The sequence below is a fragment of the Paractinoplanes hotanensis genome (assembly GCF_023717965.1).
GTDB lineage: Bacteria > Actinomycetota > Actinomycetes > Mycobacteriales > Micromonosporaceae > Actinoplanes > Actinoplanes polyasparticus.
Genome location: NZ_JAMQOL010000013.1, coordinates 44889 through 68820 on the forward strand (window position 1 = coordinate 44889; position 23932 = coordinate 68820).

Genomic DNA, 23932 nt, shown 5'->3' on the forward strand with positions numbered 1-23932 from the left:
AGTTCTCCGATCTCTCCGCGACGGCATGCTTACCCCCTCGGCAGTCAGAAAACGCGTCGATGCGGCAGGCATCAATACGAATATCTGTCATGTCCGGGCGTGGCGGAGTTTCCGATCTCGGCGACCGGGCATCACAGCACCCATGGCGGCCCTGCGGATGCTCAGACCACCCGCATCGGCGTCCCTACTGCTCACCTGGAACGCCGAGAGCGACACGGACCTGAGAAGGATCCGCGCGGGAATCCTGCGATTCTTCGCCGAGCAGACGGCCGGTCCCGCCGACGGCACGACGGCGGAGCAGATGGGACTCGTGGCCACGGAGCTGACCGCCAACGCCCTGCGCCACGGGCTGCCGCCGGTGGTCGTGCGCATGCTGAGTGATGACGACTGCTACCTCCTCGAGGTCAGCGACCACGCTGTTCGCGACCTGCCGAGCCCGGCCGACGCCGGTCCGGGCATCCGCGCCGGCGGCCGCGGACTGCCGATCTGCCTGGCCGTGGCCGAGCAGGTCGGCTGGTACGTCACCGCGACGACCAAGCACGTCTGGGCCTCGTTCCCCCGGCCACGGGACGACGCACCACGGTCATGAGCCCCCGATGTCATACCCGCGTGGTAGACACTGCGGTTGTGACTACCCCACCCTTCACGATCTCCCAGCAGGAGGCGCCCACCGGCGTCCTGCGGGTGAGCCTGGCCGGCGACTTCGACGTGAGCGTCGGTGACGCCCTCTCCCGCGCGCTGGCCGACGCGGCGCGCCGGCCCGCCGTCACGCACGTGGTCGTCGACCTCGAACAGACCGTCTTCATCGACTCACACGCCGTGGCCGGCCTGGTTGCGGGCTATGAAGCCGCCACCGCGGCACAGTGTGGGTTCACCGTCGTCAACGGTCGCGGCACAGTTCAAGAGGTCCTCGACATAACGGGGTTGTCCGAAGTTCTCTGCCGCTGAAGGGCCTCCACCTCGTGATCACCACCTTCTCCGTCCGGGACATCCCGTTCAGCTTTCCGGGCGCCTGGTTCGACGTCTCCCCTGTCATCGCGGAGAACGTCTATGCCGACGACCTGCACCTGGTGTCACACCAGACCGGCATGCACCCGGTTCTGCGGTTCACCGCCACGCAGGCGGACGCGGACGTGGATGCCACACCCACCCGGCTGCGGTGGCGGCACGGCAGCGGGCAGGTCGAGCTGGTGTACGAGAACGCCGGCACGATCCGGCTGCGCGGCGCCGGCCTGGGCATGCGCATCGCGGCCGCCGCCGAGACGCTGACCCCGTTCTCCGGCACCTACCTCTACCGTGACCCGCGCGACGGCGCCTACGTCTTCACGTCCTACGAGACCGGGCGGCGTTACCGGGTAACCGTGCTCACCGCTCCCACGGGCGAGGGCGCGGCCGGCGTGGAGCTGCTCGGCGCCGGGGAACGGCACCTCGATCTGCCGGACGGCTCCGAGTGGGAGGTCGCCATCGAGGAGTACGCGACCAGCCGCGATCCGTACCGGCCCGAAGCGCCCTTCGACAAGGTGGTCCGCCGTGCGGGTGAGGCTTTCCAGGCGTACGTCGAAGCGGTGGCCCCCTGGCGCGATGCCCGCACGCCGGCCGCGGAACTGGCCGCGTACGTGCTGTGGTCGGCGACCGTGGCCCCGGCCGGCTTCCTCACCCGGCCCGCCGTGCTGATGTCCAAGCACTGGATGGACAAGGTGTGGAGCTGGGACCACTGCTTCAACGCCCTGGCCCTCGCCGCGGGCGACCCCGAACTGGCCTGGCACCAGTTCCACCTTCCCTTCGACCATCAGGAACCGACCGGCGCCCTGCCCGACTCGGTGACCCATTCCGAGGTGCTCTACAACTTCGTCAAACCACCCATCCACGGCTGGGCCCTCGCTCACCTGCGCCGCGACCTGGGCCGGCAGCTGACCCGCTCCGAACTGACCAGCACCTATCAGCGGTTGAGCGGCTGGACCACGTTCTGGCTCACTCAGCGCCGCGTGCCCGGCCATGTCCTCCCGCACTATCAGCACGGCAACGACAGCGGCTGGGACAACGCCACCACCTTCGACGCCGGCCGGATGCTCGAGACGGCCGACCTCGCCGCCTTCCTGATCCTGCAACTGCGGGAACTCGCCGCGCTCGCCACCGAACTCGGCGAAGCCGACGCCGCCGCGGACTGGCAGGCCACGGCCGGCCGGATCCGGGCCGCGCTGGTGTCCGAGCTGTGGCACGAAGGCCGATTCGTCGCCCGCGACGCCCGCACCGGACAGGTGCACGACAGCAGCAGCCTGCTCGCGCTCATGCCCATCGTCCTCGGCGACGACCTGCCCACCGAGGTCCACACGGCTCTGGCCGAGCGGCTCGAAGCTCACCTGACGACGTACGGGCTGGCGACGGAACCACCCGGCTCACCGCACTACGCCGCGGACGGCTACTGGCGAGGACCGATCTGGGCCCCGTCCACGGTCCTCGTCGAGGACGGCCTCCGCCGCGCCGGGCACACCGGCCTCGCCGACACCGTCAGCGACCGGTTCCGCGCCCTGTGCGAGCAGTCCGGCTTCGCCGAGAACTTCGACGCCGAGACCGGGGCCGGCCTGCGCGACCGCGCCTACACCTGGACGGCCGCCGCGTACCTCATCCTGGCCGCGGCCCATCAGCACCGGCGGTGAACCAGTTCACGGCTTTCGGGCGACGGCGCCCCAGATGCTGATCCGGCTGGGGTCAGTGGTGTCGGCCTGCGCCTCGGGCCGCCACCGGCTGATCAGTTCGATGCCGGGGTCGACCAGGTCCAGGCCGTCGAACAGGGTGGCGAACGCAGCCCGGTCCCGCGGCCAGATGTCGCTGATCCCCGCATCGAGCAGCTGCTGATAGCGGGCCTGCTCCTCGGGCGGCATGAAATCGAGCGTGAAGTGGGTCGCCGCCAGATAGCTGCCGGCGGGCAGCGCGTCGATCAGCGTGCGCACGATGGCCCGGGCCTGCCCGTTGCCGGGCGGGATGAAGTGCAGGACGGCGATCAGCATCAGCGCCACCGGCTGGGACAGGTCCAGCACCTGCCGCTCGCGGGCGGCGTCCAGAATGGCTTGCGGCTCGCGCAGATCCGCCTCGATGTAATCGGTGGCGCCCTCGCGACTGCTGGTCAGCAGCGCCCGGGCATGCGACATGACCAGAGGGTCGTTGTCGACGTACAGCACCCGAGCCTGCGGGGCTGAGCGCTGTGCCACCTCGTGCGTGTTGTCCGCGGTCGGCAGCCCGGTGCCGATGTCCAGGAACTGCCGGACACCGGCCTCGGCCGCCAGGTATTCGGTCATCCGGCGCAGCACAGCGCGGTTGGCCCGGATTCCGGCGCGCATCCCGGGAAACTTGGCCTCGATGGCGTCCGCGGACTCCCGATCGGCCGCGAAGTTGTCCTTGCCGCCCAGCCAGTAGTCGTAGCGCCGGGCCGGGTGCGGCACCGATGAGTCGATCACCGTCGTCGCGGGATCCGGCTCGGTCACAGTGTCTCCCATCGATGTCGTAGGACGAATCCAGACTGTACCGATTCCGCCGATACAATGTGGACCCGTACGCCGCTCGGCCCCCAGTCCCACCCCACGCCGCTCGATTCGCTTCGGCCGCGATCGGTTCACGCTAATTGAGGAACACGTACGCCCATACGCCGAAAGCAGCCATACCTGTGGCGAAGGCAGCGACCAGCAGAGCACCTTGTGACGAGCCTTCCGTTCCCAACGACACCATGGCGCGGTGGAAGGCGTTGGTCAGGAGGATGTAAGCGGCGAACGCAGTCGCGCCGGAGACTACGAAGACCATGACGCCCGGCAACGGCTTGTCAGCGGCCACGCCGGTCAGGTTGACCGCCAGCCCGAAGAACACCGCGAAGACAGCCAACGGGTTCCAGAAAGCCATTCGCCGGGGAACCCGATCGCCCGGCGCCCCTCTCATCTCCACCACGATCGCGATGAGCAGCGCCGCCTGCACCTGCGCGAACAGACCGGCCGCATCGGGAGACATACCCCGAAGCGTATCGATCCCTGGTCGCGGGCCTGATGCCACGCTCCTGCCCGGCGGCGGCCCGCGAGTCAACCCCGGCGTCGCCCTGTTCCCGCTGCTGGGCCACGACCTGCTGGTCGTCTCGGTGGTCCTCGTCCTGCGCGTGCTCGCCAGGGTCCTCCATCACGATTGATCGAGTTCCCCCGGGCGCCGTGCTCTGCCGATCGACACGCCCGCGCAGAGCAGGCCGACGAGGACCGGGTAGACGGCACAGCGCTCGACGAGCCCGACCAGGACGTTGGCCCCCGAGCCGGCGACGGCCAGGAAGGCCACCGTCGAGACGAGCCCGAACGCCCCGAGTACGACCATGGCCCGGCCGGGCCGGCGAGCGACGCCGTGGCGCCGGTACCAGCGTCCGACAAGGATGATCAACACGTTGCCACCGACGATGGCCGCCATGGCGCCCAGTCCGTGGTACGTGTCGGCCTGGCCGTCGCCGGGAAAGAAGGCCAGCAGGACGCTACCGGCACCCACCACGGCGGCGAGCACGAGCACCGCCCCACGACGCCCGCCGCGCAGGCCGGTGAGCATGGCGGCGCCGGCGAACACCACGACGCCGTACAGGAAGAAGCCGGTGTTCATGACCCAGGCCAAGGGCGAGTACATGTACTGGTCGAGCGCTTCCAGCGGGCCGCGGACCCCGAGGTCGCTGATGTAGTGGTACGTGTAGCTGTAGGGCGGATCTGTCCACGCCGCGGCCGCGATGAACTCGGCGAGGAAGAAGATCACGGCCGCGGCGGCGAGGGTCGCTCCGGCCGCGCGCCGCTGCTTCGTCCGAGGCGCCCCGAAGGCGATCGTTCCCGGCTCGGTGTCAATACGTTCGATCATGGTGGGCTTCCTTCACATGGTCGGCGTCAGCTGGTGTCAGTGCGAAAGTGTAGTCGTACCAGTTTTGTAGTCAATACAATCCTGGTCGGAGTCAGTACGATCACGGCCATGGGAACGAATCCGAACCAGGCCGGACGGCGCGAGCGGAAGAAGGCCGCGACCCGGGCCTCGATCCTGCAGGCGGCGCAGCGGTTGTTCCTCGATCGCGGCTTCGACGCGGTGAGCGTGCGCGAGATCGCCGACGAGGCGGACGTCTCCCCCACGACTGTGTTCGCCCACTTCCCCCAGAAGGAAGCACTTCTCTTCTTCGAGGAGGACGCGCAGCGCGAGCGACTCGTCGCCGCCGTACGCGACCGGCCGGGCGGCTCGATCTCCGAAGCCCTGAAGACCTACTACCGCGCCGAGTTCATCGACATGTGGACCGGTGCGGGCGGGGCGCTCCGGAGCCGCTTCATGTCGCTGATAGAGGCGACACCCGCCCTGCAGGACTACGCCTCCCGGATGTGGCTTCGCCACGAGGACGCACTCGCCACGGCCATCGCCGACGAGTTCGGTCTGCCGCAGCCGAGCGACGAGATCCGCATGTACGCCCGTTTCGCGCTCCAGATCCAGCTGCTCGTGAAGAGTGACACCGATCCGATGCTCGACGCGGGCTTCCGCATCCTCGATCAGGGCTGGGAGCAGTACGTGTCAGGGCTGTGACCCTCGCCGAACCCGGCGGAGGCGTTGGGTGGGACTGACAGGCCCAGGCTGATCGCCGCCGCTTCGACGATCATGGTGAGCATGTCGTCGTCCACACTTTCCTTCGCCTGCGAATTCCTGCGCGAGCCCCGATCGGTGGCGTCGGTGACGCCCAGCAGCCAGGCCCTGTCGCGGCAGGTGTCACTGCCCATCCCGGCGTCCGGGCAGCCCACCGTGATCGAGCTGGGGCCGGGCACGGGCGCGTTCACCCGGCAGATCCAGACCACGCTGGGCGGGCGCGGGCACCACCTCGCGGTCGACGTGAACGCCCGCTTCACCGCCCTGATCGGCGAACGCTTCCCCGGCCTCGACGCGGTCACCGCCGACGCGCGCGAGCTGCCCCGCCTGCTACGCGAACGGAGGCTGCCCCACGCCGACGTCATCGTCAGCGGGCTGCCCTGGGCCGCGTTCGACGCGGGAACGCAACGCGACATCCTCGACGCGCTCACCGCCGTCCTGCACCCGGACGGCGGCTTCACCACCTTCGCGTACGTGCACGCGCGCTGGTCGGGACCGGCCCGCCGCTTCCGGGCGGCGTTGAACGAGCGTTTCGAAGAGGTCGTGCTCGGCCGTACGGTCTGGGCGAACGTGCCGCCCGCGCTGGTCTACCACTGCCGCCGCCCCAGGCGCCCCTAGGGTCCAGCAACTTCGGCACGACGCACCGCGAGCCGGTCGACGCCGTTGTCGACCGGCTCGCGGCGTTTCTCCACCGCAGGACCTAGCTCACACCGAGCAGGTGGGCATCGTCGGCGGCAGCTCGAGGTCGACCAGATAGTCGGCAGCGATCTTGTCGACACACGTGTTCGCCCCGGCGGAGACGACCGTGTGTCCCTCGCCCTTCACCGTCAGCAGGTCGCTTCCGAGGGTCTCGGCGAGCTCGATGCCGCCGGCGTGCGGAGTGGTGGGATCACCGGTGATCGAGACGACCAGTGTTTTCGGCAAGCCTGGGATGTTCTGAGCGTACGGAATGCCGAGAGTGGGCTGCGCCGGCCAGAACTCGCAGCCGTCCCGGGCGCCCTTCGTGACGTCGCCGCCGGGGTTCATGAAGGGCGCGATCTCGAACGTCCGCGTTCGCAGCTGGGCGACCTCCGGTGGCGTCAGGCGTTGCTCGTCCATGCAGTTGATCGCGAACATGGCCTCGGTGACATTGCCGTTGAGCGCCGTGTCGCCCTCGCCGCCACCGATGTCGAGCGCCAACCGCAGCAGAGCGTCACCGCGTCCCTGCCGCACCTCGGCCAGGCCGCTCACGATCGTGGGCCACAGCCTCGGGCTGTAGAGCCCCGCCATCACTCCGCCGAGCGCCCCGTCGAAGTCCAGCTCCTGGTCCCCGGCGGGCACGGGCTTGTCCCGTAGCGGTTGCAGGATGTCCTGGAAGGTCGACGTCCATGCCTTCGGGTCGGTCCCCAGCGGGCACTTGGCGTCCTTGGCGCACGCGGCCGCCATCACGGTGAAGGCGCGCTGGAAACCTCCGTACGCGCCGAGCCGCCGATCGATCGTGCCCAGGCCCGGATCGAACGCCCCGTCGAGGATCATCGCCCGCACCCGCTGCGGGAACTGTTCGGCGTAGACGCTGCCCAGGCGGGTGCCGTAACTCTGGCCGAGGAAGGTCAGCTTGTCGTCGCCCAGAGCCGCCCGCAGAACGTCCAGGTCGCGGGCCGTCGTCCGGGAACCCATCTGCGCGAGCGCCTTCGCTCCCCCGGATCCCTCGGCGCAACGCTCGAAGACCGCCCGGGTGTCCTCCTCCGTCAGATCGACGGTCAGCGTCAACGAGGGGAACACCTTGTCGCCTCGGCTCGTGCCCTTCTCGGAATAGCAGTCCGCGGCGGGCTTGGTGGCGCCGACGCCGCGCGGGTCGAACCCGACGAGGTCGAACGTCTCCGTGATGCGGCTCTCGGCCAGCCCGCGGCTGGCGGCCAAGCCACCGAGGACGCCGGAACCGCCCGGACCGCCCGGGTTGAAGACCACCGAGCCCTGCGACTCGCCTCGCGCCTTGACGCGCAGGACCGCCACGGAGGCGGTCGTTCCCTGTGGATCGTCGTAGTCCAGCGGCACGGTCAATCGCGCGCACTCAGCCGCGGGATCGGCCAGAATCTCGGCCTCGCGCTTGCTGGTGGCGAACTCGGCGCAGCCATTCCATTCCAGCTTCTGAGAGTAGTACCTCCCCAGATCGGCAATTGCTGAACTGCCTGCTGGTTCCGGTTGCTCGTTGTCTGCGGGCGTGCAACCCACGGCCGAAATCACACACATCAGCACGGCGAGGCCGGCGAGGCCGAAGCGGCGCGATCCCCGGCTTTCCCGATGCGCGAAAGGCTTGCCGTTCATCGTTCTGGGCACAGTGCGGAATCCTCTCCTTTCCGCCAGCCAAAACCATGTTCCCGCCACCGGGTCAAGCCGGTCACCAACCGCGAGTGCGCTCAGTCCTGTCCGGCGTGGACGCCGGGCATCGGGCGCACGGCCGCGGCGCGTTCCGCCGCCTTGGCGCTCCTGAGCGACCGCCCGTGGGGTGCCCAGTGTGTTCCCTGGGGCGAGGGCAGCGCACGCCGGGTGAGGGTGTCGGTCATGAAACGACGCCTGTTCGTCCTGACCGTGGTGGCCGCCCTGCCGGTCGCCGCGTTGCTGGTGCCGATGGCGGCCAACGCCGTGCCGGCCGCCGGCGGCGGCCCGAAGGCCGCCTCGACCTGTGCTGCCGTTCCTGTCTCCGCGCCTCAGGGCACCGAAGTGGAGAAGGTCACGGCCGTCGCCAACGCCGGCGGCACGATCTCGTTCCCCTCGGCCCCGCCGCTGCCGGACCACCCGCCGCTGGCGGGCGTTCCGGCGTGGTGCGACATCACCGTCACCGTGACCCACCCGGGCGCCGCGGACAAGGTGACCATCAAGGTGTCGCTACCGCGGGACAAGGAGGTCTGGAACGGCCGCTTCCAAGCCACCGGCGGCAGCGCCTACCTCGCCGGTGAGCTGCTCTACCCGCTGGTCGCGGGGGTCAAGGGTGGTTACGCCACCGCGGCCACCGACGCCGGGGTGGGCGCCGATCCGCTCGATCCCAGTTCGTGGGCCGACAACCCCCAGCTGGTGAAGAACTTCGCCTCGCGCTCGATGCACGACCTCGCGGTCGTCGGCAAGTCGGTGACGAAGAACTTCTACAGCAAGGCGCAGTTCTGGTCCTATTGGAACGGCTGCTCGACCGGCGGCCGCCAGGGTTACTCGGAGGCGCAGAACTACCCGGCCGACTTCAACGGCATCCTGGCCAAGGCGCCCGCGATCGACTGGACCCGCTTCGCGGTCGGCACGGCCTGGTCGCAGGCGGTCTTCAACGAGTACGAGGTCAAGCCGAGCCCGTGCGAGCTGGAGGCCTTCAACACGGCCGCGGTCAAGGCGTGCGACACCCTCGACGGCGTTCGGGACGGCATCGTCGACGTCCCGCAGAACTGCGAGTGGGACGCCCGTGAGCTGGTCGGCGCCGAGGTGGTCTGCGACGGCAGGACGATCACCGTCACGAAGGCCGTCGCCGACGCCGTGACCAGGATCTGGGCCGGCCCGAAGAGCTACCCGGGGCCGAACAAGGGCGCAAGCCTCGCATTCCTGGCCACGCCGGGCAAGCCGTTCTTCGTCGCGGACGCCTGGGCGAAGTTCTTCGTGACCAGAAACCCCGGCTACGACCTGTCGAAGATCAACTTCAAGACCTTCGACAAGCTGTACGCAGCCTCGGTCGAGCAGTACGACGCCGTGATCGGCACCGACGACGCCGACCTGTGGAAGTTCGCCGCGTCCGGCGGCAAGCTGCTGACCTGGCACGGCCAGTCCGACCAGCTGATTCCGACCGACGCGACGGTCCGGTACCGCGAGCGGGTCAACAAGATCTTCGGTGGCAACCGCACGGTCGACCACTTCTACCGGCTGTTCCTGGTGCCCGGCGTCGACCACTGCGGCACGAGCGGCCCGACGATCAGCGACACCGACGCTCTCGCCGCGCTGACCAAGTGGGTCGAGCGCGGCACGGAGCCGAAGACGCTGCCGGCCGCGGGCACGTCGCCCACCGGCGTGAGCGTCAGCCACCCGGTCTGCAGCTACCCGGACGTCGCACGCTGGACCGGCAAGGGTTCGGTCACCGCGGCCGCGAACTACCGCTGCGTCCGCGCCTGATCCCACCCGGCAACTTGATCCTTTCCAGGAAAGCGGCCCCGGTCTCCTGCACAGGAAGACCGGGGCCGCCTCGCGGTCGCGTGTCGGTCGAGCACCTCGGCGCATGGTTGGTCCAGGACGGCCCGGGGAATGGCCGTACTGTGAAGGGCCTACTCGCACGCGCGCCGTCCCGGGTCCGTAGTGTGTCCGTACACCGGGCTCGGCGCAGAGGCATCTGCCGGAAGACCCGCTGATGCGGGCGGCAGGTCCGAGTTCACAGCCGCCGCCACCCGCTTCTGCGGTGGGGCGTCGGGGCGGTCTGATCGCAGCGGTTACGCTGGGTCATTAGCAGATCGAGTGATGTGGTTTACAGATGATCAATGCACAGGAATTCGCCCGGCGGCTCAGCACTCTTCGAGCCGAGGCGTTCACCAGCGACGACGTTGTGGACCTGGCCACCGCCGCTGACGTTCGCATCAGCTCCGACCTCGAGATCGACGCCACTCTGGCGCAGCGCCTGCTGGACCACGTCTCGCCGGCGGTGCCGGTCACCGGAGCACAGATCACCGCGTCGGAGTGGCCACCCCCGACTTCCAGCCGCCCCGCGGCGCCTCCGGCGGTGTTCTCCAGCCCCGGCGCTTTCGACAGTCCCGCGGATCAACCGGCTCGAGCCCGCCGATCCGGGCCGGCGCGTGGCGGGCGACGCCCGGACTCCCGACGAACCGGCCGGTGAATCACCGGGCCAAGAGCATCCTCGTGGAGTCCTGGCATCACCACCAGTAGTTGTCCTGCGGCTGATAGGGAGCTTCCAGGTCGGCGATCTCGCTCCCGGTGAGGTCGAGACCGAGGGCGGCGACAGCGTCCTGCAGGTGGTTCGGCTCGGTGGCGCCAACGATCGGGCAGGACACCACCGGTGGCCACGGCGGCATGCTGCATCTTCGCGAACTGCCGGGCCCCCATCGACGACGCGCCGAGGTAGCGCGCCTTCAGTCCGGTACGACCCAGCCGTGTCACCTTTGCGCAGATCCACTCCCAGCATTCGAAACGGGGCCGGAGACAGTGAGCAGTGGCGCACACATCTCATCGGTGGTGCCCTCGCCCCACACGACATAGCGCGGGGGCAGGTCACTCAGCTGGGGCAGCAGCTTGCGCAGCCCGACGTCGAAGGAGCATGTGGTGCGCAACGCACCGTGACGGAACCGCCCCCGGCCGCAACGGCCTCGGACGGACCGGCGAGCAGCGGCCCCGCAACCGCGACCGCAGCGCCACCACCGAGGACAGCCCGCCGGGTCACCCCCGATCCGCCATGTTCCCCATCGTCATGTGACGTCATCGTTCCCTGCTTCCCCGCCCTGCACGGTTCGGGCGCTGGTCAACTCCGGCTGCCCACCAGGTTGGGCCCTCGTCGACGCGGCAGCCACGGTCTGCCGATCCCTGGATCGGCGACCGCGAGCGCCGCCGAGCCGGGGACCGGCAGACCGTGGCTGCCGGGAACGCTGTCGCGCACACTGTCGGGGCACGCGTGACCGGGCCCGGCGCCGGAGTGCCGAGGCTCAGTGAAAATCGGCGGAGACGGGCCGTGCGGCGATCGTCGACAGGCGATCGAGCTTGCGGTAGCTCTCGCTGCCCGGGACGGCGGTGTAGACGAGGAGCCGATGGGACTGCTCCGGGTCGTGCAGCGTCTGGCAGTCGAGCTCCACGAGACCGACCTCGGGGTGCACGTATCGCTTGATCTCGTGCGGGCCCGCGCTGACGTCATGCCGGTTCCACAGTTCGGCGAACTCCGGGCTCTCGGCGAGCAGTCGGTCGGCGAGCCGGGCGGCCTTCGAACCGGGCCCGCGGACGGTGGTCAGCCGGCGTGCCGCGGAGGCGAAGACGCGGGACATGCGGTCATGATCGTCAGGGTGGTACAGCTGACGGGTGGCCGGATCGGTGAACCACCGGTACGGCAGGCTCCGGGCGGGTCCGGTGAAGCGGGTGAGGTCGCCGGTGAGCGCCACGGCGAGCGGGGTCTGCCGCAGCGTCTCGCCGAGCTCGGTGACGATCTCGGCGGCGCTGTCGGTGAGCCGGTCGAAGATGCGCAGCAGACCCGGGCCGATGTGCTCGCTGGTCGCTCCGCGGGCCGGCGGGTGGTGGCCGGCCAGGCGGAACAAGTGGTCGCGCTCGTCGAGGGACAGGTGCAGGCCCTGGGCGATGGCGGCGATCAGGCCTTCGGACGGCAACGGGCCGCGCTCCTGCTCGATCCGGCTGTAGTAGTCGGCGGAGAGGTGACAGAGCTCCGCCACCTCCTCCCGGCGCAGGCCGGTGGTGCGGCGGCGCGGCCCGCGGGGCAGACCGACGTCCTCCGGCTGCAACGACTCCCGCCGGCGGCGCAGGAACTCGGCCAGTCCGGAGCGATCGATCATCTGTCTGTTCTACCGGCCGCGCGCCACAGCATCCAGGGCCTGCCGATCCCCCCTTCGCCGGGCCGGGACGGATCGGCGTGACACGGATCGGCAGGCCCTGGATGTGGTTCCGGTTGTGCACGAATCTCAATCGCAGCCGAACTGACGAGGAGCAGCACGATGGCACGTACGAAGATCGACTTTTCCGTCCCCGACCTGACCGGCAGGCGCGTCGTGATCACGGGCGCGAGCGACGGGATGGGCCTCATCATGGCCACCCGGCTGGCCGGCGCCGGAGCCGAACTGATCCTGCCGGTCCGCAACGCGGCCAAGGGCGACAGGGCGATCGCGCAGATCCGGCGCAGCCACCCGGGCGCCACAGTCTCCTTGCGTACCCTCGACCTTTCGTCCCTCGCCTCGGTCGCCGCCCTCGGCGACACGTTCCGCGGGGAGGGCGACCCGATTCACGTATTGATCAACAACGCCGGTGTCATGCGGCCGCCGAACCGGCAGCTCACGGCCGATGGCTTCGAGGTGCAGTTCGGCACCAACCACCTGGGCCACTTCGCGCTGGTCGGACACCTGCTGCCGCTGCTGCGCGCCGGCCGCGCACGGGTCACGTCGCAGATCAGCATCGCCGCCCGCCGGGGCACGATCAACTGGGACGATCTGAACGGGGACCGCTCGTACAACGTCATGCGGGCCTACAGCCAGTCGAAGATCGCCTTCGGGCTGTTCGGCCTCGAGCTGCAGCGGCGCAGCGAGGCCCAGGGCTGGGGCATCACCAGCAACCTGTCCCACCCCGGAGTGGCCCCCACGAACCTGCTGGGCGCCCGCCCCGAGATCGGCCGCAGCCAGACCATGCCGCAATACCGGCTGATCCAGGGTCTGTCGTCCCGCGGCATCCTGCTGGGCACCGCCGAGACCGCCGGGCTGCCGGCGCTGATGGCCGCGACCGGCCCCGACGCCGTACCGGGCGGGCTCTACGGGCCCAGCGGCCCGGGCAATCTCGGCGGCCGACCGGCCGAACAGCGGTTGTACCCGCCGCTGCGCAGCGCCGAGGACGCGGCGCGCGTGTGGGATGTCTCCGAGCGGCTCGCCAAGGCGCCGTTCGCGGCCTCCGCATGAACCGGCCGCGCAGCCCCTGGTGGGTGGTTGTCGGCGGCGGGGTCGCCGCCGCCTTCGGCCCGCAGATGTACCTGGCCTCCCTCGGCCTGTTCGTGGATCCGATCTCCGCGGAGACCGGGTTCAGCCGGACGACCGTCACCGCCGCCGCCTCGGTGGCCGCGGTCGGGATGGCGATCGGCCTGCTGACGGTGGCCCGGTTCGTCGACCGTTTCGCGGCGCGGTACCTCCTCGTGCCCGGGTTCGTGCTGTTCGCGGCGTCGATGGCGCTGATCGGTCTGGTGCCGCCGGTCGCCCTGGCCTACCTGCTGCCCTGCTTCTTCGTGGGGCTCTTCGGCGCGGCGACCATGGTGCCCGCCTCCCGGGCCGTGGTGAGCTGGTTCGACAACAACCGCGCTCTGGCCGTCGGGGTGGTGACCGGCTTCATCGGGCTGGGCGCGGCCCTGGCACCGGTGCTGGCCGGCGCGCTCATCGACAGCGTCGGCTGGCGGGCCGCGTACGGTGTCATGGCTCTGCTCTCCGTCCTGGTGCCGGTCACGATGGTCACGCTGTTCGTGCGGGCCCGCGCCGAACGACACGTGCGGGGCCGCCTGGTCCAGCAGGCACAGGTGGACGGCCGGGACGTCAGCCTCGAACTGCCGGGCCTGGCGTTCGGCGAGGCGGTCCGCACCCGGCAGTTCTGGGGCATCGCGGTCGGACTGGGCCTGGTCGGCGTGGTCGTCACCGGCCTGCAGGTGCATCTCGTGCCGATGATGACCGACCGCGGCCTGACCGACGACCAGGCCGCCGCCCTGCTCGTGGTGTTCGGCCTGACCTCGCTCGTCGGACGGGTGGCCGGCGGCTTCATCATCGACCGCGTCCACGGCGCCGTCGTGGGGCCGATCGTGATGCTCGCCCCCATCATCGGCCTGTTCTTCCTGGACCTGCCGTTCGCCGGCGCCGCCGCCGCGGTGGGCTTCATCGGCGTCGCGTTCGGCATCGAGGGCGACCTGCTCGCCGTGCTCATCACGCGCTATCTCGGCATGCGCAGCTTCGGCCGGCTCGTCGGCTCGGTGCAGGCCGCGTTCATCCTCGGCTCCGCGATCGGGCCGCTGCTGCTCGGCCTGGGCTACGACTCGTTCGGCGCCTACGACCCGGTCCTGCCGGTCCTCATGGTCCTGCTCGCGATCGGCGCCGTCCTCATCGCCACCCTGGGCCCGTACGCGTATCCGGCCGTCGAAGGCTTCGACCGGCTCGCCGCCCGCGATGAGCTCGCCGCCTCCGAGGTCCTGACCGACGTGGCCGAGAGCCGGCCCACGGCCCGGAGCCACTCGGCCTGAGCTCCGCTACGCGATCACCCGGTTCGCCGGTGGCGTTCGCGATAGGTGCGGGTCTTGTGGCGGTTGCCGCAGACGTCCATGGAGCACCAGCGGCCCCGGCCGCTGCGGGAGGTGTCGTAGAACGCCCAGTGGCAGTCCGGCGCCGCGCACAGCTTGACCCGTTGCCACTCGCCACGGGCCGCGCTCTGCGCCACCGTCTCGACGATCGCGTCCAGCCACGGCCGCCCGGATCGGGCGGCGATCCGCAGGCCGCGCGTCGGATCAGGAACGAGTCGCAGCTGGTAGTCGGTCAGCGCTGTCGTGGCATCGAGCTCACCGAGGAGCACCTCCCGCAGTGCCGTGCGCAGGGCGACGGTGGCGGCCAGGTCGGCGGGCTGCGGTTCGGCCCCGGCGGTCGGCAGATCGCGGGCCGCGAGCCATTCCGACAGGGCGCCTGGGGAGGTCAGATGTTCGCCGGCGACGTGGCTCTCCCCGTGCCGGCTGAACGTTCGCTCGTCGACGGTGTTGAGAAACTCCTCGATCACGTGCAGGTCAACCACGACACCAGGATACAACAATACCGGTGTTGACAGTCGACGACACCGGATTTAGCGTTCAGTGGTGTTGCATCTCCGATGAGGGAGGAACCCATGAACGTCTCCGACACCGAACTCGAGGATCTGCGCGACCGCCTGCGCCGGACGCGGTGGGCCACGCCCTGGCCGGTCGGCCCGTGGGAGGCCGGCGCCGACGGCGGTGAAGTCCGCCGGCTGGTGGACTACTGGGCGTCGGCGTACGACTGGCGCCAGCACGAGGCCGCCATCAACGCGCTGCCGTCCCGGTTCGCCGACATCGACGGGACACCGATCCACTACCTGCGCTACGACGCGGAGCGCGAGGGCGCGCTGCCACTGGTGCTGACCAACGGCTGGCCGAGCTCGTTCCTGGAGCTGACCGGCCTGGCCGAGCGACTGTCCGCGCCGTCGCGTCACGGCGGCAGCCCCGACGACGCGTTCACCGTCATCGTCCCGTCCCTGCCCGGTTTCGGACTCTCGCCCCAACGCCCCGCCTTCCCCGACGACGTCCTGCCCACGCACGAGATCTGGCACCGGCTCATGCACGACGAGCTGGGCTTCCAGCGGTACGGCGCACACGGCGAGGATCTCGGCGCGGGAATCACCGTCCGGCTCGGACAGACGCACCCCGAGGCGGTGGCCGGCATCCACGTCCTGACCATCGCCGACCCGCCCGCGTACGACCCGGCCGGGCTGACCGACGAGGAGCGCGCCTACCTGGACGCGAAGGCGGCCTGGCATGTCACCGAGGGCGGGTACTCCCACGAGCAACGCACCCGCCCGCTGACTCTCGCCCAGGGCCTGTCCGACTCGCCATCGGGGCTGCTCGCCTGGATCCTCGAGAAGTACCGCGCGTGGAGCGACTGCGACGGCGACGTGTCCAGCCGGTTCAGCGACGACTTCCTGCTCACCCAGGCCTCGCTCTACTGGTTCACCAACTCGATCTCCACCTCGTTCCGCCCGTACTACGACGGCGATCGCGGGCTCGTGCCGGGCCGTGGACCCGTCGAGGTCCCGACCGCGCTCGCGCTGTTCCCGGCCGAGATCGGCGCACCGCCACCCCGCAGTTGGGTCGAGCGGGCCTACCGTCTCACCCGCTACACGGTCATGCCGCGTGGCGGCCACTTCGCCCCGCACGAGGAGCCCGAGTTGCTGGCCGGCGACCTGACCGCGTTCTTCCGCCCGCTGGCCGCTCAGCTGCCTCATGGCCGGATTCCCGGGTAGCCGGTAGTAGCACGTCCCGGATGGCAACCGGCAGCACTCGGTCGCACCGGCTCCGGTCAGGCTCCGGTTTCCCGGCGTAGCGCGAGCACGGCGATGTCATCGTCGGGCCGGGCGGGGGCGAGCCGGGCCATGACGGCGTTGCAAACGGTGTCCGGCACGAGTCCGTGGCCGTCCGACAATTGTGGCGGCCGGCTGTGCCCGGACGACTTTGCTCTCAGTACACGAAGCGCGACACCGCCGCCTGCAGCTCGCTGGACATGCGGGACAGCTCCGCCGCGGACCGCTGCGCGTCTCCCACGGACTCGGCCGTGGTGCGGGCGTTCTCGGCCACGCTGGTGATGCCCTGGTTGATCTGGCCGGTCGCGCTCGCCGCCTCGCCCACGTTGCGGTTCATCTCGGCGGTGGTGGCGCTCTGCTCCTCGACCGCCGACGCGATCGTGGTCGTGTAGTCGCTGATGTGACCGATGATCTCGCTGATCTCGCCGATGGCCGCGACGGCCTGATTGCTGTCGCCCTGGATCGCCTCGACCCGGCGGGCGATGTTCTCGGTCGCCTGGGCGGTCTCCTGCGCGAGGTCCTTGACCTCGCCGGCCACGACGGCGAAGCCCTTGCCGGTCTCGCCCGCCCGGGCCGCCTCGATCGTGGCGTTGAGGGCCAGCAGGTTGGTCTGCTCCGCGATCGCCGTGATGACCCGGATGACGTCGCCGATCTCGCGGCTGGACTCGCCGAGCGTGGCGATGGTCTGGTTGGCCGACGCGGTGATCCCGACTGCCTTGCCGACCACCTCGGCCGCGTTGTTGGCGCTGCGCGCGATCTCCGCGATCGCCGAGCCCATCTCCTCCGAGCCGGCGGCCACGGTGGTGACGCTCTGCGAGACCTCCTGCGACGCCTGCGAGACGACCCGTGCCTGCTGCGAGGCCGTCGCCGCGCCCTCGCTGATCTGGTTGGCGATGACCGACGTCTGCTCGGCGGCCGCGGACAGGCTGGTCGCCGCGGCGCCGACCGAGGCCACGACATCACGGGTCTGCTGCTGCGCGATCGCGAGCATCTCGGCCATCTGGCCGACCTCGTCGCGGCCGCGCACGTCCACCCTCGCGGTCAGGTCGCCGTCGGCCATCGCGGTCAGCGAAGCCTTCACCTTGTCGAGCCGCCGGACGATGACCCGGGAGACGTACATGCCGAGCAGCATCGCGGCCAGCACCCCGGCGATCAGCACGATGATCTGGGTCCGCCGCGCGGCCGCCGCCGAATCCCGGCTGTCCGCTGCCCGCTGCGCCGCCTGGGCGAGCTGGGCCTCGTTCTCGGCCTCGACTGCCTCGGCGGCCACGGTCATCTGCGGCAGGAACGTCTCGCGGTAGGCCGTGGCGAACGCGGCGACGTCGCCCTTGGCGGCCAGCGGGATGAGCGTGTTGCGGGCCGTGGCGGTCAGATCCTCGTACGCCTGCTCGAAACTGGCCACGGTCGCCGGGTCGACCGCGCCGGGCCGGTACTCCTTCAGCGCGGCCTGGACCAGCTCGTCACGTTCGGCGATCTGGTCGCCGAGCTTCTTACTGGTCGCCGGCGAGGCCACGCCGTACTCGAGATAGCGGGCCCGGATCGCCTGCAGGTGCCGCGACATGGCGGCCAGCGAGGTCAGCGGTGCGACGTTGTCGCTGTAGAGCGCCCCGTTCTTGCTGCTCAGATCCGAGATCGCGACGAGTCCGACGATGCCCACCAGGACCGCGGCGAGTGCGGCGGTCGCGATGCCGATCTGAATCTTCGTGTTTACCCGCAGGTTGGCGAACCAGCCGCCCCCGGCCGCCGTGCGCCCGCCGTCACCCATGTGGTGCTCCTTGCCGAAAAGGTCTCCCTTCTTCCCGGTCGGTCAGTAATGACCAGAACTGAGCCGCTGCACGATTTTTGCTCGGCACGGCGCCGACGGCCGCGGCGCCGCCGAGCCGCGACTCAGTCGAGGCCGGTGCGGCCCTCGGCCCAATAGGCCTTGCCCTTGACCACGCGGGGCTTTCGCTCCCAGCCCCGGCTGTCTCGCCGGACCGCGTGCACCGTCGCGGCGTCGCCGGTCACGACGAGGGTGCCCCGGGCAGCGTCCCAGCTCACCGGCGTGTAGGTGCGCACGCTCATCGACCCGCGCCGCGGCCGGATCTGCAGTTTCGCGCCGGGCGTCCACGTCGCCTTGCGGAACGCCTCGGCCGACAGTTCCACCCGGACGAACTCGCGCGAGAGGCGGCCACACCCGATGACGCGGGCCTCGTCCATCATCGCTCCGCTGGCCAGGTCGGCCAGGCGTTCGGCGAGTCCACTCATCGTTGTCTCACTCCAGGGTCCGGTTTCGAGCGATCACTGTCTGATAGTCCCACCGGTCAGACACCCGGCGCCTACCGGTGAGAACGTCTTGTTTGAGAATTTCTTAACTGATACTTTCGGCGCCAGGACCGACAGCCGGTTCGAGTTCGGGAGATCTCCATGACGGCACGCGACACAGACGATCGGGGCCCCAGGCCGTCGCTCGACTCCGAGCTGACCTGGCTACTGCACCGAGCAGCTCAGCACATGCACAACGTAACCGGCGAGCAGGCCGAGAAGCACGGACTCACCCTGCGCGAATACATCGTGCTGAGCGCCCTCGACAAGACCCCCGGCCTCACCCAGGGGGAACTCGGCAAGTCGCTGAGCCTGGACAAGTCCACGCTGATGAGCCAGCTCGACCGGCTCGAGCACAGAGGCCTGGTAGTCCGCCACAACGCCCCGCACGATCGTCGCATCCGCATCCCGGTCATCACCGAGAGCGGCGAAGCCGTCCGCGCCAAGGTGGCCGAGACCAGCGCCGCCGCCGAGGCGTCCGTACTCGACGGGTTCAGTCAGGACCACATCGCGTCTCTCCGCCACATGCTGTTCGCCATCATCGGCGACAGCGAGGACCGGGGCTCCTGCCTGTGACAGCCCGCAGAAGCCCCGATCGGCTGCCACCGCCGTGATCTCAGCCGCCATCCCCAGTCCCGCCACGTCCGTGTGGCACCTGGACCCCCGTACCGATCCGGGCGTACGCCCTGTGCATCCTCGCCGGCATCGTCGTGGCGGTGCTGATCATGGAAGGGCGGCTGGGCGCACGCGGCGTCGCGAAGGGCACCTCCCTGGACATCGCCGCCTGGACCGTGCCGACAGGCATCCTCGGCGCGCGCGTCTATCACCTCGTGACGTCCCCGCAGGACTACTTCGGCCCGGACGGGGACCCGATGCGGGCGTTCGCCATCCGGGAGGGCGGGCTGAGCATCTGGGGCGCCGTGGCCGGCGGCGCCCTCGGGGCGTACATCGCGGCCCGGCGCACCGGTCTGCCGCTGAGCTTCGTCGCTGACGCCCTCGCCCCGGGACTTCGAGTGGCTCAAGCGATCGGACGACTCGGCAACTGGTTCAACAACGATGTCTACGGCAGGCTCCGCGCATCGGTGGTCGCCGTCCGGACGGACGGCGAGCACGCAACCCTTCGATACGAGGTCGCCGGGAGTGTGCGGGCCCCATCGGCAACCCGGATGACTGCGGACGAGCCGAGGGCGGAGGCGCTCGACGAGTGAAGCGTGCGCCGCGCGGTCTAACCGGCCGAGCGGCGGACCGCCTCCATCGCCAGCGACGTGTAGGGCTGCCCGAGATAGGCGGTGAGCAGAACCATCAGCTCGGTGAGGGCCCGCTCGTCCAGACCGGTGCGGCGGGCCAGCGTCAGGTAGGTGGACAGGCGTACGCCGGTCACGTTCTGGGCGACGAGCGCGGTGATGACGGCGATGCTGCGGTCGCGGTCGGTCAAGTTCTGGCCCTGCCAGCCGGGACCGCCGGCGGCTTCGAACGCTTCCCGGGTGTACACAGCGCCGGCATGCTCGTTCATGATGCGTTCGGCCTCGGCGGGGACCACTCCGAAGTTGCGGGCGTAGACCTCACGGCCGGCAGCGGCCCGGGCGCTCATCTCGTACACGGGAATGGTTTGCATGGTCTCTTTCCTGTCGCGGGAGTGGTGGATGACGACTCAGGCCGGCTGTCCCGCTGCCCGTGCCGACAGCAGCGGGATTCCCCGGTACGAGTCGAGGTCGTGGGCGGGCACGATCTGCATCAACCCGTCGAGGGCGATCATGCGCAGCAGACCTTGCCGGAGCTGTTCGGGATCGCTGTCGGCGAGTTTGCGCAACAGCCAGGGGCGTTCGGCGCGACGGCGGATACCGTCGATCTGCCAGGTGAGATCGCCGATGAAGGCATACCTCTGACCGGCCGGCAGGGCGACGAAGACGACGACCGAGCCAGTGGTGTGGCCACCGGCCAGGGCGATGACCACGGAGCCGTCGCCGTACACGTCATGACTCGACGCGAAGCCCAGGTAGGGCCGGTCGTCGAACCCGTACTCGTGGATCTCGTGCCCCTGCGACACGCTGCGGTAGACCTTGCCGTCCGGATCAGAGGCCGCGTATTCGCGCTCGTCGGCGTTCATCCAGATCGGAGTGTCGCGCAGCCCGTCGAGGCCGCTGACGTGGTCCCAGTGCGAGTGCGTCGGCAGCACGCCGAGCAACCGGCGGCGGTCGTAGCCGGCGTCGTCGAGCTGACTGCTGACCGTCGGGCCCGCCTCGTAGGGGGCACGCACGAACCGGGGCAACATCGCGATGTGCGCGGCGACGTCGGCGCCGAAACCGGCGTCGATCAGCAGATCGCCCTTCGGGTGCCGCACCAGCACCGCCGACGACGCGAAGTGCCGCTTGTCGCCGAACGAACCACCCTTGAAGGCCAGGGCCGCACGAGTCACGTACGTGCCGGTCGGCAGGTGATGGATGGCCACCTCCGCCGGCGGAGAGGCCTCGGGGAGCGGCTGAGGCCACGGGGCGGGTTCAAGGAGAGGTGACATACCAAAACCGTACGACCCGAGATCTTCTCAGTCAAGACGTTCTCGCCCGAGATGGCCTGAGTTGAACATGTGAACATTCACAAATTGCCAGTTCCGGTGCCGCCTTGATCGACCGGACTTTGCATCACGGGCAAATAGATCCGCCGAGTTGTCGCTGAAAAACCGTTACGCCATCGATCACAGCCTCCAATACGAGATCCGGGCTGGGTTCACGCCATTCGACAGCGATACATGGCATCGACAGCTGTCATTGACCATCCGCGATAGTTAACGCTAACTTCACGACCACGAAACCACCGAGAGTTGCGTTCACAGAGGAGCCCCGGTGTCCGTACCGTCATCCCCTTCAGCGCCCGTACGGAGGCTGACCGCGATCGTGGCGGCCGCTCTGACCGGCGTCGCCACGGCAGCCGCCGTCGCCGTGGCCGGCCCTGCTTTCGCCGCCGCAGCCGTGCTCTACGCCGCCCCGTCCGGAACCGGCACGAGTTGCACCGCCGCCGCGCCCTGTTCGCTGGCCGCGGCGCAGACCGCAGTGCGGTCGCTGAACGGCTCGATGTCCGGCGACGTCGTCGTCCAGCTGGCCGACGGGGTCTACCGGCAGTCGTCGCCGTTGCGGATGACCGCCGCCGACTCCGGCTTCAACGGCTACCGCGTGGTGTGGCAGGCGGCGCCGTCGGCCCGTCCCGTGATCAGTGGCGCCCGTCCGGTCACCGGGTGGTCGCAGGTCGACGCCGGCCGCAACATCTGGCGGGCCAACGTGGGCGCCGGCATCGACAGCCGGCAGCTCTACGTCAACGGCGCCGTCGCGACGAGGGCCCGCACCCAGGTCAACCGGGCCGACTTCACCGCGGACAGCACCGGCCTGAGGTTCACCAACGGCGCGCTCAGCTACCTGAACAATCTGGCCGACCAGAGCCGCGTACAGATGGAGAGCGTCAATTCCTTCACCGACCGGTACGTGTCGGTGCAGCGCATCAGCGGCAACCAGATCACGATGCAACAGCCCGGATGGAGCAACAACAACTTCGGGTACGACACGTTCACCCAACCGCACCGGGCCGGGCCGCTCTATCTGAGCAACGCGTACGAGTTCCTGGACAGCCCGGGCGAGTGGTACCTCGATCCCGGAACCGGTGCGCTGTCGTACATCCCGCTCGCCGGGCAGAACATGGCCGGCGTCAGCGTGGAACTGCCGGCGCTGCAGTCCCTGGTCCAGGTCGGCGGCACCTACGACGCGCCCGCGCACCACCTGACGTTCAGCGGAATCACCTTCACCGGCACCAGCTGGCTCGGACCGAGCAGCAATCAGGGCTACGCGGATCAGCAGACCGGCGCCTACATCCACGGCAACTGGAGCTGGCCGGCCTTCAGCTCCTGCCACAACGGGTGCCCGCAGTTCGAGGCCACCCGCCCGAACTGGCTCCAGTCCCCCGCCGCCGTACAGGTCTCGGCGGCCAACAACGTCACCTTCACCGACTCGCAGTTCGTGAACCTCGGGCAGACCGCGATCGGCATCGGCAACGACGTCAGCGCCCACGGCAGCGGGGTCGGGCTGGGCACGAGCACCATCACGGTCACCCGGTCGGAGATCGCCCGGAACGTCGCGGGCGGCATCGTGGTCGGTGGTGTCCGGGCCGACGCGCACCACCCGAGCGACGCGCGCATGAGGAACCGGGACATCACGATCAGCAACAACCGCCTGCACGACCTCGGGACGGACCATCGCGGCATCGTGTCGGTGCTCGCGACCTATGTCACGAACGCCGTCATCTCGCACAACGAGGCCTACAACCTGCCGTACACCGGCATGTCCATCGGGTACGGCTGGGGCTCGAACGACGCCGGTGGCAGCAACCACTACGCCGACCGGGGGCTGTACAACTACCAGCCGCGCTACAGCACGGCGACCACCGCGTCCGGCAACCAGCTCGTCGGCAACTACGTGCACGACGTCATGCAGCAGATGAACGACGGCGGTTGCATCTACACGCTGTCGGCCAATCCGGGCGCGGTGATCAGCGACAACTACTGCCTGCGGACCAACGGCTACTTCGGGATCTACTTCGACGAGGGCTCCCGGTACTACACCGCCCGCAACAACGTCTTCTCGTCCACCGGCACGTGGGCCACCGCCAACTACTGGTTCGCCGAGAACATGGGCAACTTCACGGTGACGAACAACTGGTCGACCAACAACAGCACGAACGTCACGAACGGCGATCGAGGCAACGTCGTGTCCGGGAACGTGACGGTGACGAACGGCAACTGGCCCGCGGGCGCGCAGGCCGTGATGTCGGCCGCCGGGCCGCAGTCCGGCGGAACCGAGCAGACGGCGCAGATCGTCGGCACCCAGTCCGGGCGGTGCGTCGAGGCCACCAGCGCCACCAACGGCGTCCAGGCGCAACTCTCCGACTGCGGATCCGGCACCGGCCAGCGCTGGACGTCCACCTCCGGCAAACAGCTGAGGGTGTACGGCAACAAGTGCCTCGACGCGTCCGGCCAGGGCACCGCGAACGGCACCGCGGTCATCGTCTGGGACTGCGGCGGACAGGCCAACCAGCAGTGGAACGTCAATGCCAACGGCACCATCACCGGCGTCCAGTCCGGCCTGTGCCTCGACGCTCCCGGCAACGCGACCGCGGCCGGCACCAAGCTCAACCTCTGGGCCTGCAACGGCGGCGCCAACCAGCAGTGGACCTCCCGTAGCGGGCTCCGATGAGAACCGGC

23 protein-coding genes and 1 pseudogene are annotated in these 23932 nt (G+C 69.8%); 13 read left to right on the forward strand and 11 right to left on the reverse strand.

Translation table 11 applies throughout. The features are described from left to right. The first annotated feature begins 142 nt into the window (after nt 1-142). From LXN57_RS10915 to LXN57_RS10925, 3 genes are read left to right on the forward strand one after another with little or no spacing between them, the layout of a single operon-like run. Complete coding sequence (locus tag LXN57_RS10915; RefSeq protein WP_251797924.1) at nt 143-589, forward strand: ATP-binding protein; 447 nt, start codon at nt 143-145, stop codon at nt 587-589. 38 nt (nt 590-627) lie between these two features. Further along, on the forward strand, nt 628-948 hold the full coding sequence (locus LXN57_RS10920) for an STAS domain-containing protein (RefSeq protein ID WP_251797925.1): 321 nt from the start codon (nt 628-630) through the stop codon (nt 946-948). Nucleotides 949-962: 14 nt separating this feature from the next. Further along, nucleotides 963-2657, forward strand: a complete 1695-nt coding sequence (locus LXN57_RS10925) for an amylo-alpha-1,6-glucosidase (protein ID WP_251797926.1) — start codon at nt 963-965, stop codon at nt 2655-2657. A gap of 6 nt (nt 2658-2663) precedes the next feature. On the opposite strand, the gene LXN57_RS10930 is transcribed toward LXN57_RS10925, so the two are convergent. From LXN57_RS10930 to LXN57_RS10940, 3 genes are all read right to left on the reverse strand, one after another. After that, nucleotides 2664-3482, reverse strand: coding sequence for an SAM-dependent methyltransferase (locus LXN57_RS10930; protein ID WP_251797927.1), 819 nt, complete (start codon nt 3480-3482; stop codon nt 2664-2666). 133 nt (nt 3483-3615) lie between these two features. Beyond that, the gene (locus tag LXN57_RS10935) at nt 3616-3996 is read right to left on the reverse strand and encodes a hypothetical protein (RefSeq protein WP_251797928.1); all 381 of its coding nucleotides are present in this window, start codon (nt 3994-3996) and stop codon (nt 3616-3618) included. Between the two features lie 162 nt (nt 3997-4158). After that, complete coding sequence (locus tag LXN57_RS10940; RefSeq protein ID WP_251797929.1) at nt 4159-4863, reverse strand: DUF998 domain-containing protein; 705 nt, start codon at nt 4861-4863, stop codon at nt 4159-4161. A 108-nt stretch (nt 4864-4971) separates the two neighbouring features. Here LXN57_RS10940 and LXN57_RS10945 point away from each other — a divergent pair, with 108 nt between their 5' ends. Both LXN57_RS10945 and LXN57_RS10950 read left to right on the forward strand, forming a co-directional pair. Next, nucleotides 4972-5565, forward strand: coding sequence for a TetR/AcrR family transcriptional regulator (locus tag LXN57_RS10945; RefSeq protein WP_251797930.1), 594 nt, complete (start codon nt 4972-4974; stop codon nt 5563-5565). A gap of 81 nt (nt 5566-5646) precedes the next feature. After that, nucleotides 5647-6240, forward strand: coding sequence for a class I SAM-dependent methyltransferase (locus LXN57_RS10950; protein ID WP_251797931.1), 594 nt, complete (start codon nt 5647-5649; stop codon nt 6238-6240). Between the two features lie 87 nt (nt 6241-6327). Here LXN57_RS10950 and LXN57_RS10955 read toward each other — a convergent pair whose 3' ends face one another. Beyond that, nucleotides 6328-7938, reverse strand: a complete 1611-nt coding sequence (locus LXN57_RS10955; RefSeq protein WP_251797932.1) for an alpha/beta hydrolase — start codon at nt 7936-7938, stop codon at nt 6328-6330. A 225-nt stretch (nt 7939-8163) separates the two neighbouring features. On the opposite strand from LXN57_RS10955, the gene LXN57_RS10960 reads away from it, so the two are divergent. Further along, nucleotides 8164-9744, forward strand: coding sequence for a tannase/feruloyl esterase family alpha/beta hydrolase (locus tag LXN57_RS10960; RefSeq protein ID WP_251797933.1), 1581 nt, complete (start codon nt 8164-8166; stop codon nt 9742-9744). Between the two features lie 352 nt (nt 9745-10096). Continuing rightward, nucleotides 10097-10456 (forward strand): hypothetical protein, encoded by a 360-nt coding sequence (locus LXN57_RS10965; RefSeq protein WP_251797934.1) that lies wholly within the window; start codon nt 10097-10099, stop codon nt 10454-10456. 37 nt (nt 10457-10493) lie between these two features. Here the strand turns inward: LXN57_RS10965 and LXN57_RS10970 are convergent, their stop codons facing one another. Further along, nucleotides 10494-10652, reverse strand: coding sequence for a hypothetical protein (locus tag LXN57_RS10970; RefSeq protein WP_251797935.1), 159 nt, complete (start codon nt 10650-10652; stop codon nt 10494-10496). Nucleotides 10653-11276: 624 nt separating this feature from the next. After that, complete coding sequence (locus LXN57_RS10975) at nt 11277-12128, reverse strand: helix-turn-helix transcriptional regulator (RefSeq protein ID WP_251797936.1); 852 nt, start codon at nt 12126-12128, stop codon at nt 11277-11279. A 159-nt stretch (nt 12129-12287) separates the two neighbouring features. Between LXN57_RS10975 and LXN57_RS10980 the strand changes: the two genes are divergently transcribed. Continuing rightward, the gene (locus tag LXN57_RS10980) at nt 12288-13235 is read left to right on the forward strand and encodes an SDR family oxidoreductase (RefSeq protein WP_251797937.1); all 948 of its coding nucleotides are present in this window, start codon (nt 12288-12290) and stop codon (nt 13233-13235) included. Then, complete coding sequence (locus LXN57_RS10985) at nt 13232-14551, forward strand: MFS transporter (RefSeq protein ID WP_251797938.1); 1320 nt, start codon at nt 13232-13234, stop codon at nt 14549-14551. Before LXN57_RS10980 ends, LXN57_RS10985 begins: the two co-directional genes overlap by 4 nt. Before the next feature lie 14 nt (nt 14552-14565). Here LXN57_RS10985 and LXN57_RS10990 read toward each other — a convergent pair whose 3' ends face one another. Continuing rightward, a complete protein-coding gene (locus LXN57_RS10990; RefSeq protein WP_251797939.1) occupies nt 14566-15090 on the reverse strand; it encodes a CGNR zinc finger domain-containing protein in 525 nt (174 codons plus the stop codon). A 90-nt stretch (nt 15091-15180) separates the two neighbouring features. Between LXN57_RS10990 and LXN57_RS10995 the strand changes: the two genes are divergently transcribed. Beyond that, complete coding sequence (locus LXN57_RS10995) at nt 15181-16329, forward strand: epoxide hydrolase family protein (protein WP_251797940.1); 1149 nt, start codon at nt 15181-15183, stop codon at nt 16327-16329. 214 nt (nt 16330-16543) lie between these two features. Here LXN57_RS10995 and LXN57_RS11000 read toward each other — a convergent pair whose 3' ends face one another. Then, on the reverse strand, nt 16544-18151 hold the full coding sequence (locus LXN57_RS11000) for a methyl-accepting chemotaxis protein (RefSeq protein WP_251797941.1): 1608 nt from the start codon (nt 18149-18151) through the stop codon (nt 16544-16546). A 122-nt stretch (nt 18152-18273) separates the two neighbouring features. Continuing rightward, nucleotides 18274-18633 (reverse strand): SIP domain-containing protein, encoded by a 360-nt coding sequence (locus LXN57_RS11005; RefSeq protein ID WP_251797942.1) that lies wholly within the window; start codon nt 18631-18633, stop codon nt 18274-18276. 159 nt (nt 18634-18792) lie between these two features. Here LXN57_RS11005 and LXN57_RS11010 point away from each other — a divergent pair, with 159 nt between their 5' ends. After that, nucleotides 18793-19266 carry a MarR family winged helix-turn-helix transcriptional regulator gene (locus LXN57_RS11010; protein WP_251797943.1) on the forward strand — a complete coding sequence of 158 codons (474 nt, stop codon included), beginning with the start codon at nt 18793-18795 and terminating at the stop codon, nt 19264-19266. A gap of 34 nt (nt 19267-19300) precedes the next feature. Continuing rightward, a pseudogene (locus LXN57_RS11015) lies at nt 19301-19757 on the forward strand (prolipoprotein diacylglyceryl transferase family protein); the annotation flags it as partial. Between the two features lie 158 nt (nt 19758-19915). Here LXN57_RS11015 and LXN57_RS11020 read toward each other — a convergent pair. Next, a complete protein-coding gene (locus LXN57_RS11020) occupies nt 19916-20305 on the reverse strand; it encodes a carboxymuconolactone decarboxylase family protein (RefSeq protein WP_251797944.1) in 390 nt (129 codons plus the stop codon). 36 nt (nt 20306-20341) lie between these two features. After that, nucleotides 20342-21205 (reverse strand): MBL fold metallo-hydrolase, encoded by an 864-nt coding sequence (locus tag LXN57_RS11025; protein ID WP_251797945.1) that lies wholly within the window; start codon nt 21203-21205, stop codon nt 20342-20344. A 325-nt stretch (nt 21206-21530) separates the two neighbouring features. On the opposite strand from LXN57_RS11025, the gene LXN57_RS11030 reads away from it, so the two are divergent. Beyond that, nucleotides 21531-23924: a ricin-type beta-trefoil lectin domain protein gene (locus tag LXN57_RS11030; RefSeq protein WP_251797946.1), complete on the forward strand. Its 2394-nt coding sequence runs from the start codon at nt 21531-21533 to the stop codon at nt 23922-23924. Nucleotides 23925-23932 lie beyond the last annotated feature (8 nt).

What these genes read in the sequence shown, in the direction of transcription:
- LXN57_RS10915 (WP_251797924.1), top strand. Translation starts at nt 143, where the DNA reads ATGGCGGCCCTGCGGATGCTCAGACCACCCGCATCGGCGTCCCTACTG.
- LXN57_RS10935 (WP_251797928.1), bottom strand. Translation starts at nt 3,996, where the DNA reads ATGTCTCCCGATGCGGCCGGTCTGTTCGCGCAGGTGCAGGCGGCGCTG.
- LXN57_RS10940 (WP_251797929.1), bottom strand. Translation starts at nt 4,863, where the DNA reads ATGATCGAACGTATTGACACCGAGCCGGGAACGATCGCCTTCGGGGCG.
- LXN57_RS10945 (WP_251797930.1), top strand. Translation starts at nt 4,972, where the DNA reads ATGGGAACGAATCCGAACCAGGCCGGACGGCGCGAGCGGAAGAAGGCC.
- LXN57_RS10950 (WP_251797931.1), top strand. Translation starts at nt 5,647, where the DNA reads ATGTCGTCGTCCACACTTTCCTTCGCCTGCGAATTCCTGCGCGAGCCC.
- LXN57_RS10960 (WP_251797933.1), top strand. Translation starts at nt 8,164, where the DNA reads ATGAAACGACGCCTGTTCGTCCTGACCGTGGTGGCCGCCCTGCCGGTC.
- LXN57_RS10965 (WP_251797934.1), top strand. Translation starts at nt 10,097, where the DNA reads ATGATCAATGCACAGGAATTCGCCCGGCGGCTCAGCACTCTTCGAGCC.
- LXN57_RS10970 (WP_251797935.1), bottom strand. Translation starts at nt 10,652, where the DNA reads ATGCCGCCGTGGCCACCGGTGGTGTCCTGCCCGATCGTTGGCGCCACC.
- LXN57_RS10975 (WP_251797936.1), bottom strand. Translation starts at nt 12,128, where the DNA reads ATGATCGATCGCTCCGGACTGGCCGAGTTCCTGCGCCGCCGGCGGGAG.
- LXN57_RS10980 (WP_251797937.1), top strand. Translation starts at nt 12,288, where the DNA reads ATGGCACGTACGAAGATCGACTTTTCCGTCCCCGACCTGACCGGCAGG.
- LXN57_RS10985 (WP_251797938.1), top strand. Translation starts at nt 13,232, where the DNA reads ATGAACCGGCCGCGCAGCCCCTGGTGGGTGGTTGTCGGCGGCGGGGTC.
- LXN57_RS10995 (WP_251797940.1), top strand. Translation starts at nt 15,181, where the DNA reads ATGAACGTCTCCGACACCGAACTCGAGGATCTGCGCGACCGCCTGCGC.
- LXN57_RS11000 (WP_251797941.1), bottom strand. Translation starts at nt 18,151, where the DNA reads ATGGGTGACGGCGGGCGCACGGCGGCCGGGGGCGGCTGGTTCGCCAAC.
- LXN57_RS11005 (WP_251797942.1), bottom strand. Translation starts at nt 18,633, where the DNA reads ATGAGTGGACTCGCCGAACGCCTGGCCGACCTGGCCAGCGGAGCGATG.
- LXN57_RS11010 (WP_251797943.1), top strand. Translation starts at nt 18,793, where the DNA reads ATGACGGCACGCGACACAGACGATCGGGGCCCCAGGCCGTCGCTCGAC.
- LXN57_RS11020 (WP_251797944.1), bottom strand. Translation starts at nt 20,305, where the DNA reads ATGCAAACCATTCCCGTGTACGAGATGAGCGCCCGGGCCGCTGCCGGC.
- LXN57_RS11025 (WP_251797945.1), bottom strand. Translation starts at nt 21,205, where the DNA reads ATGTCACCTCTCCTTGAACCCGCCCCGTGGCCTCAGCCGCTCCCCGAG.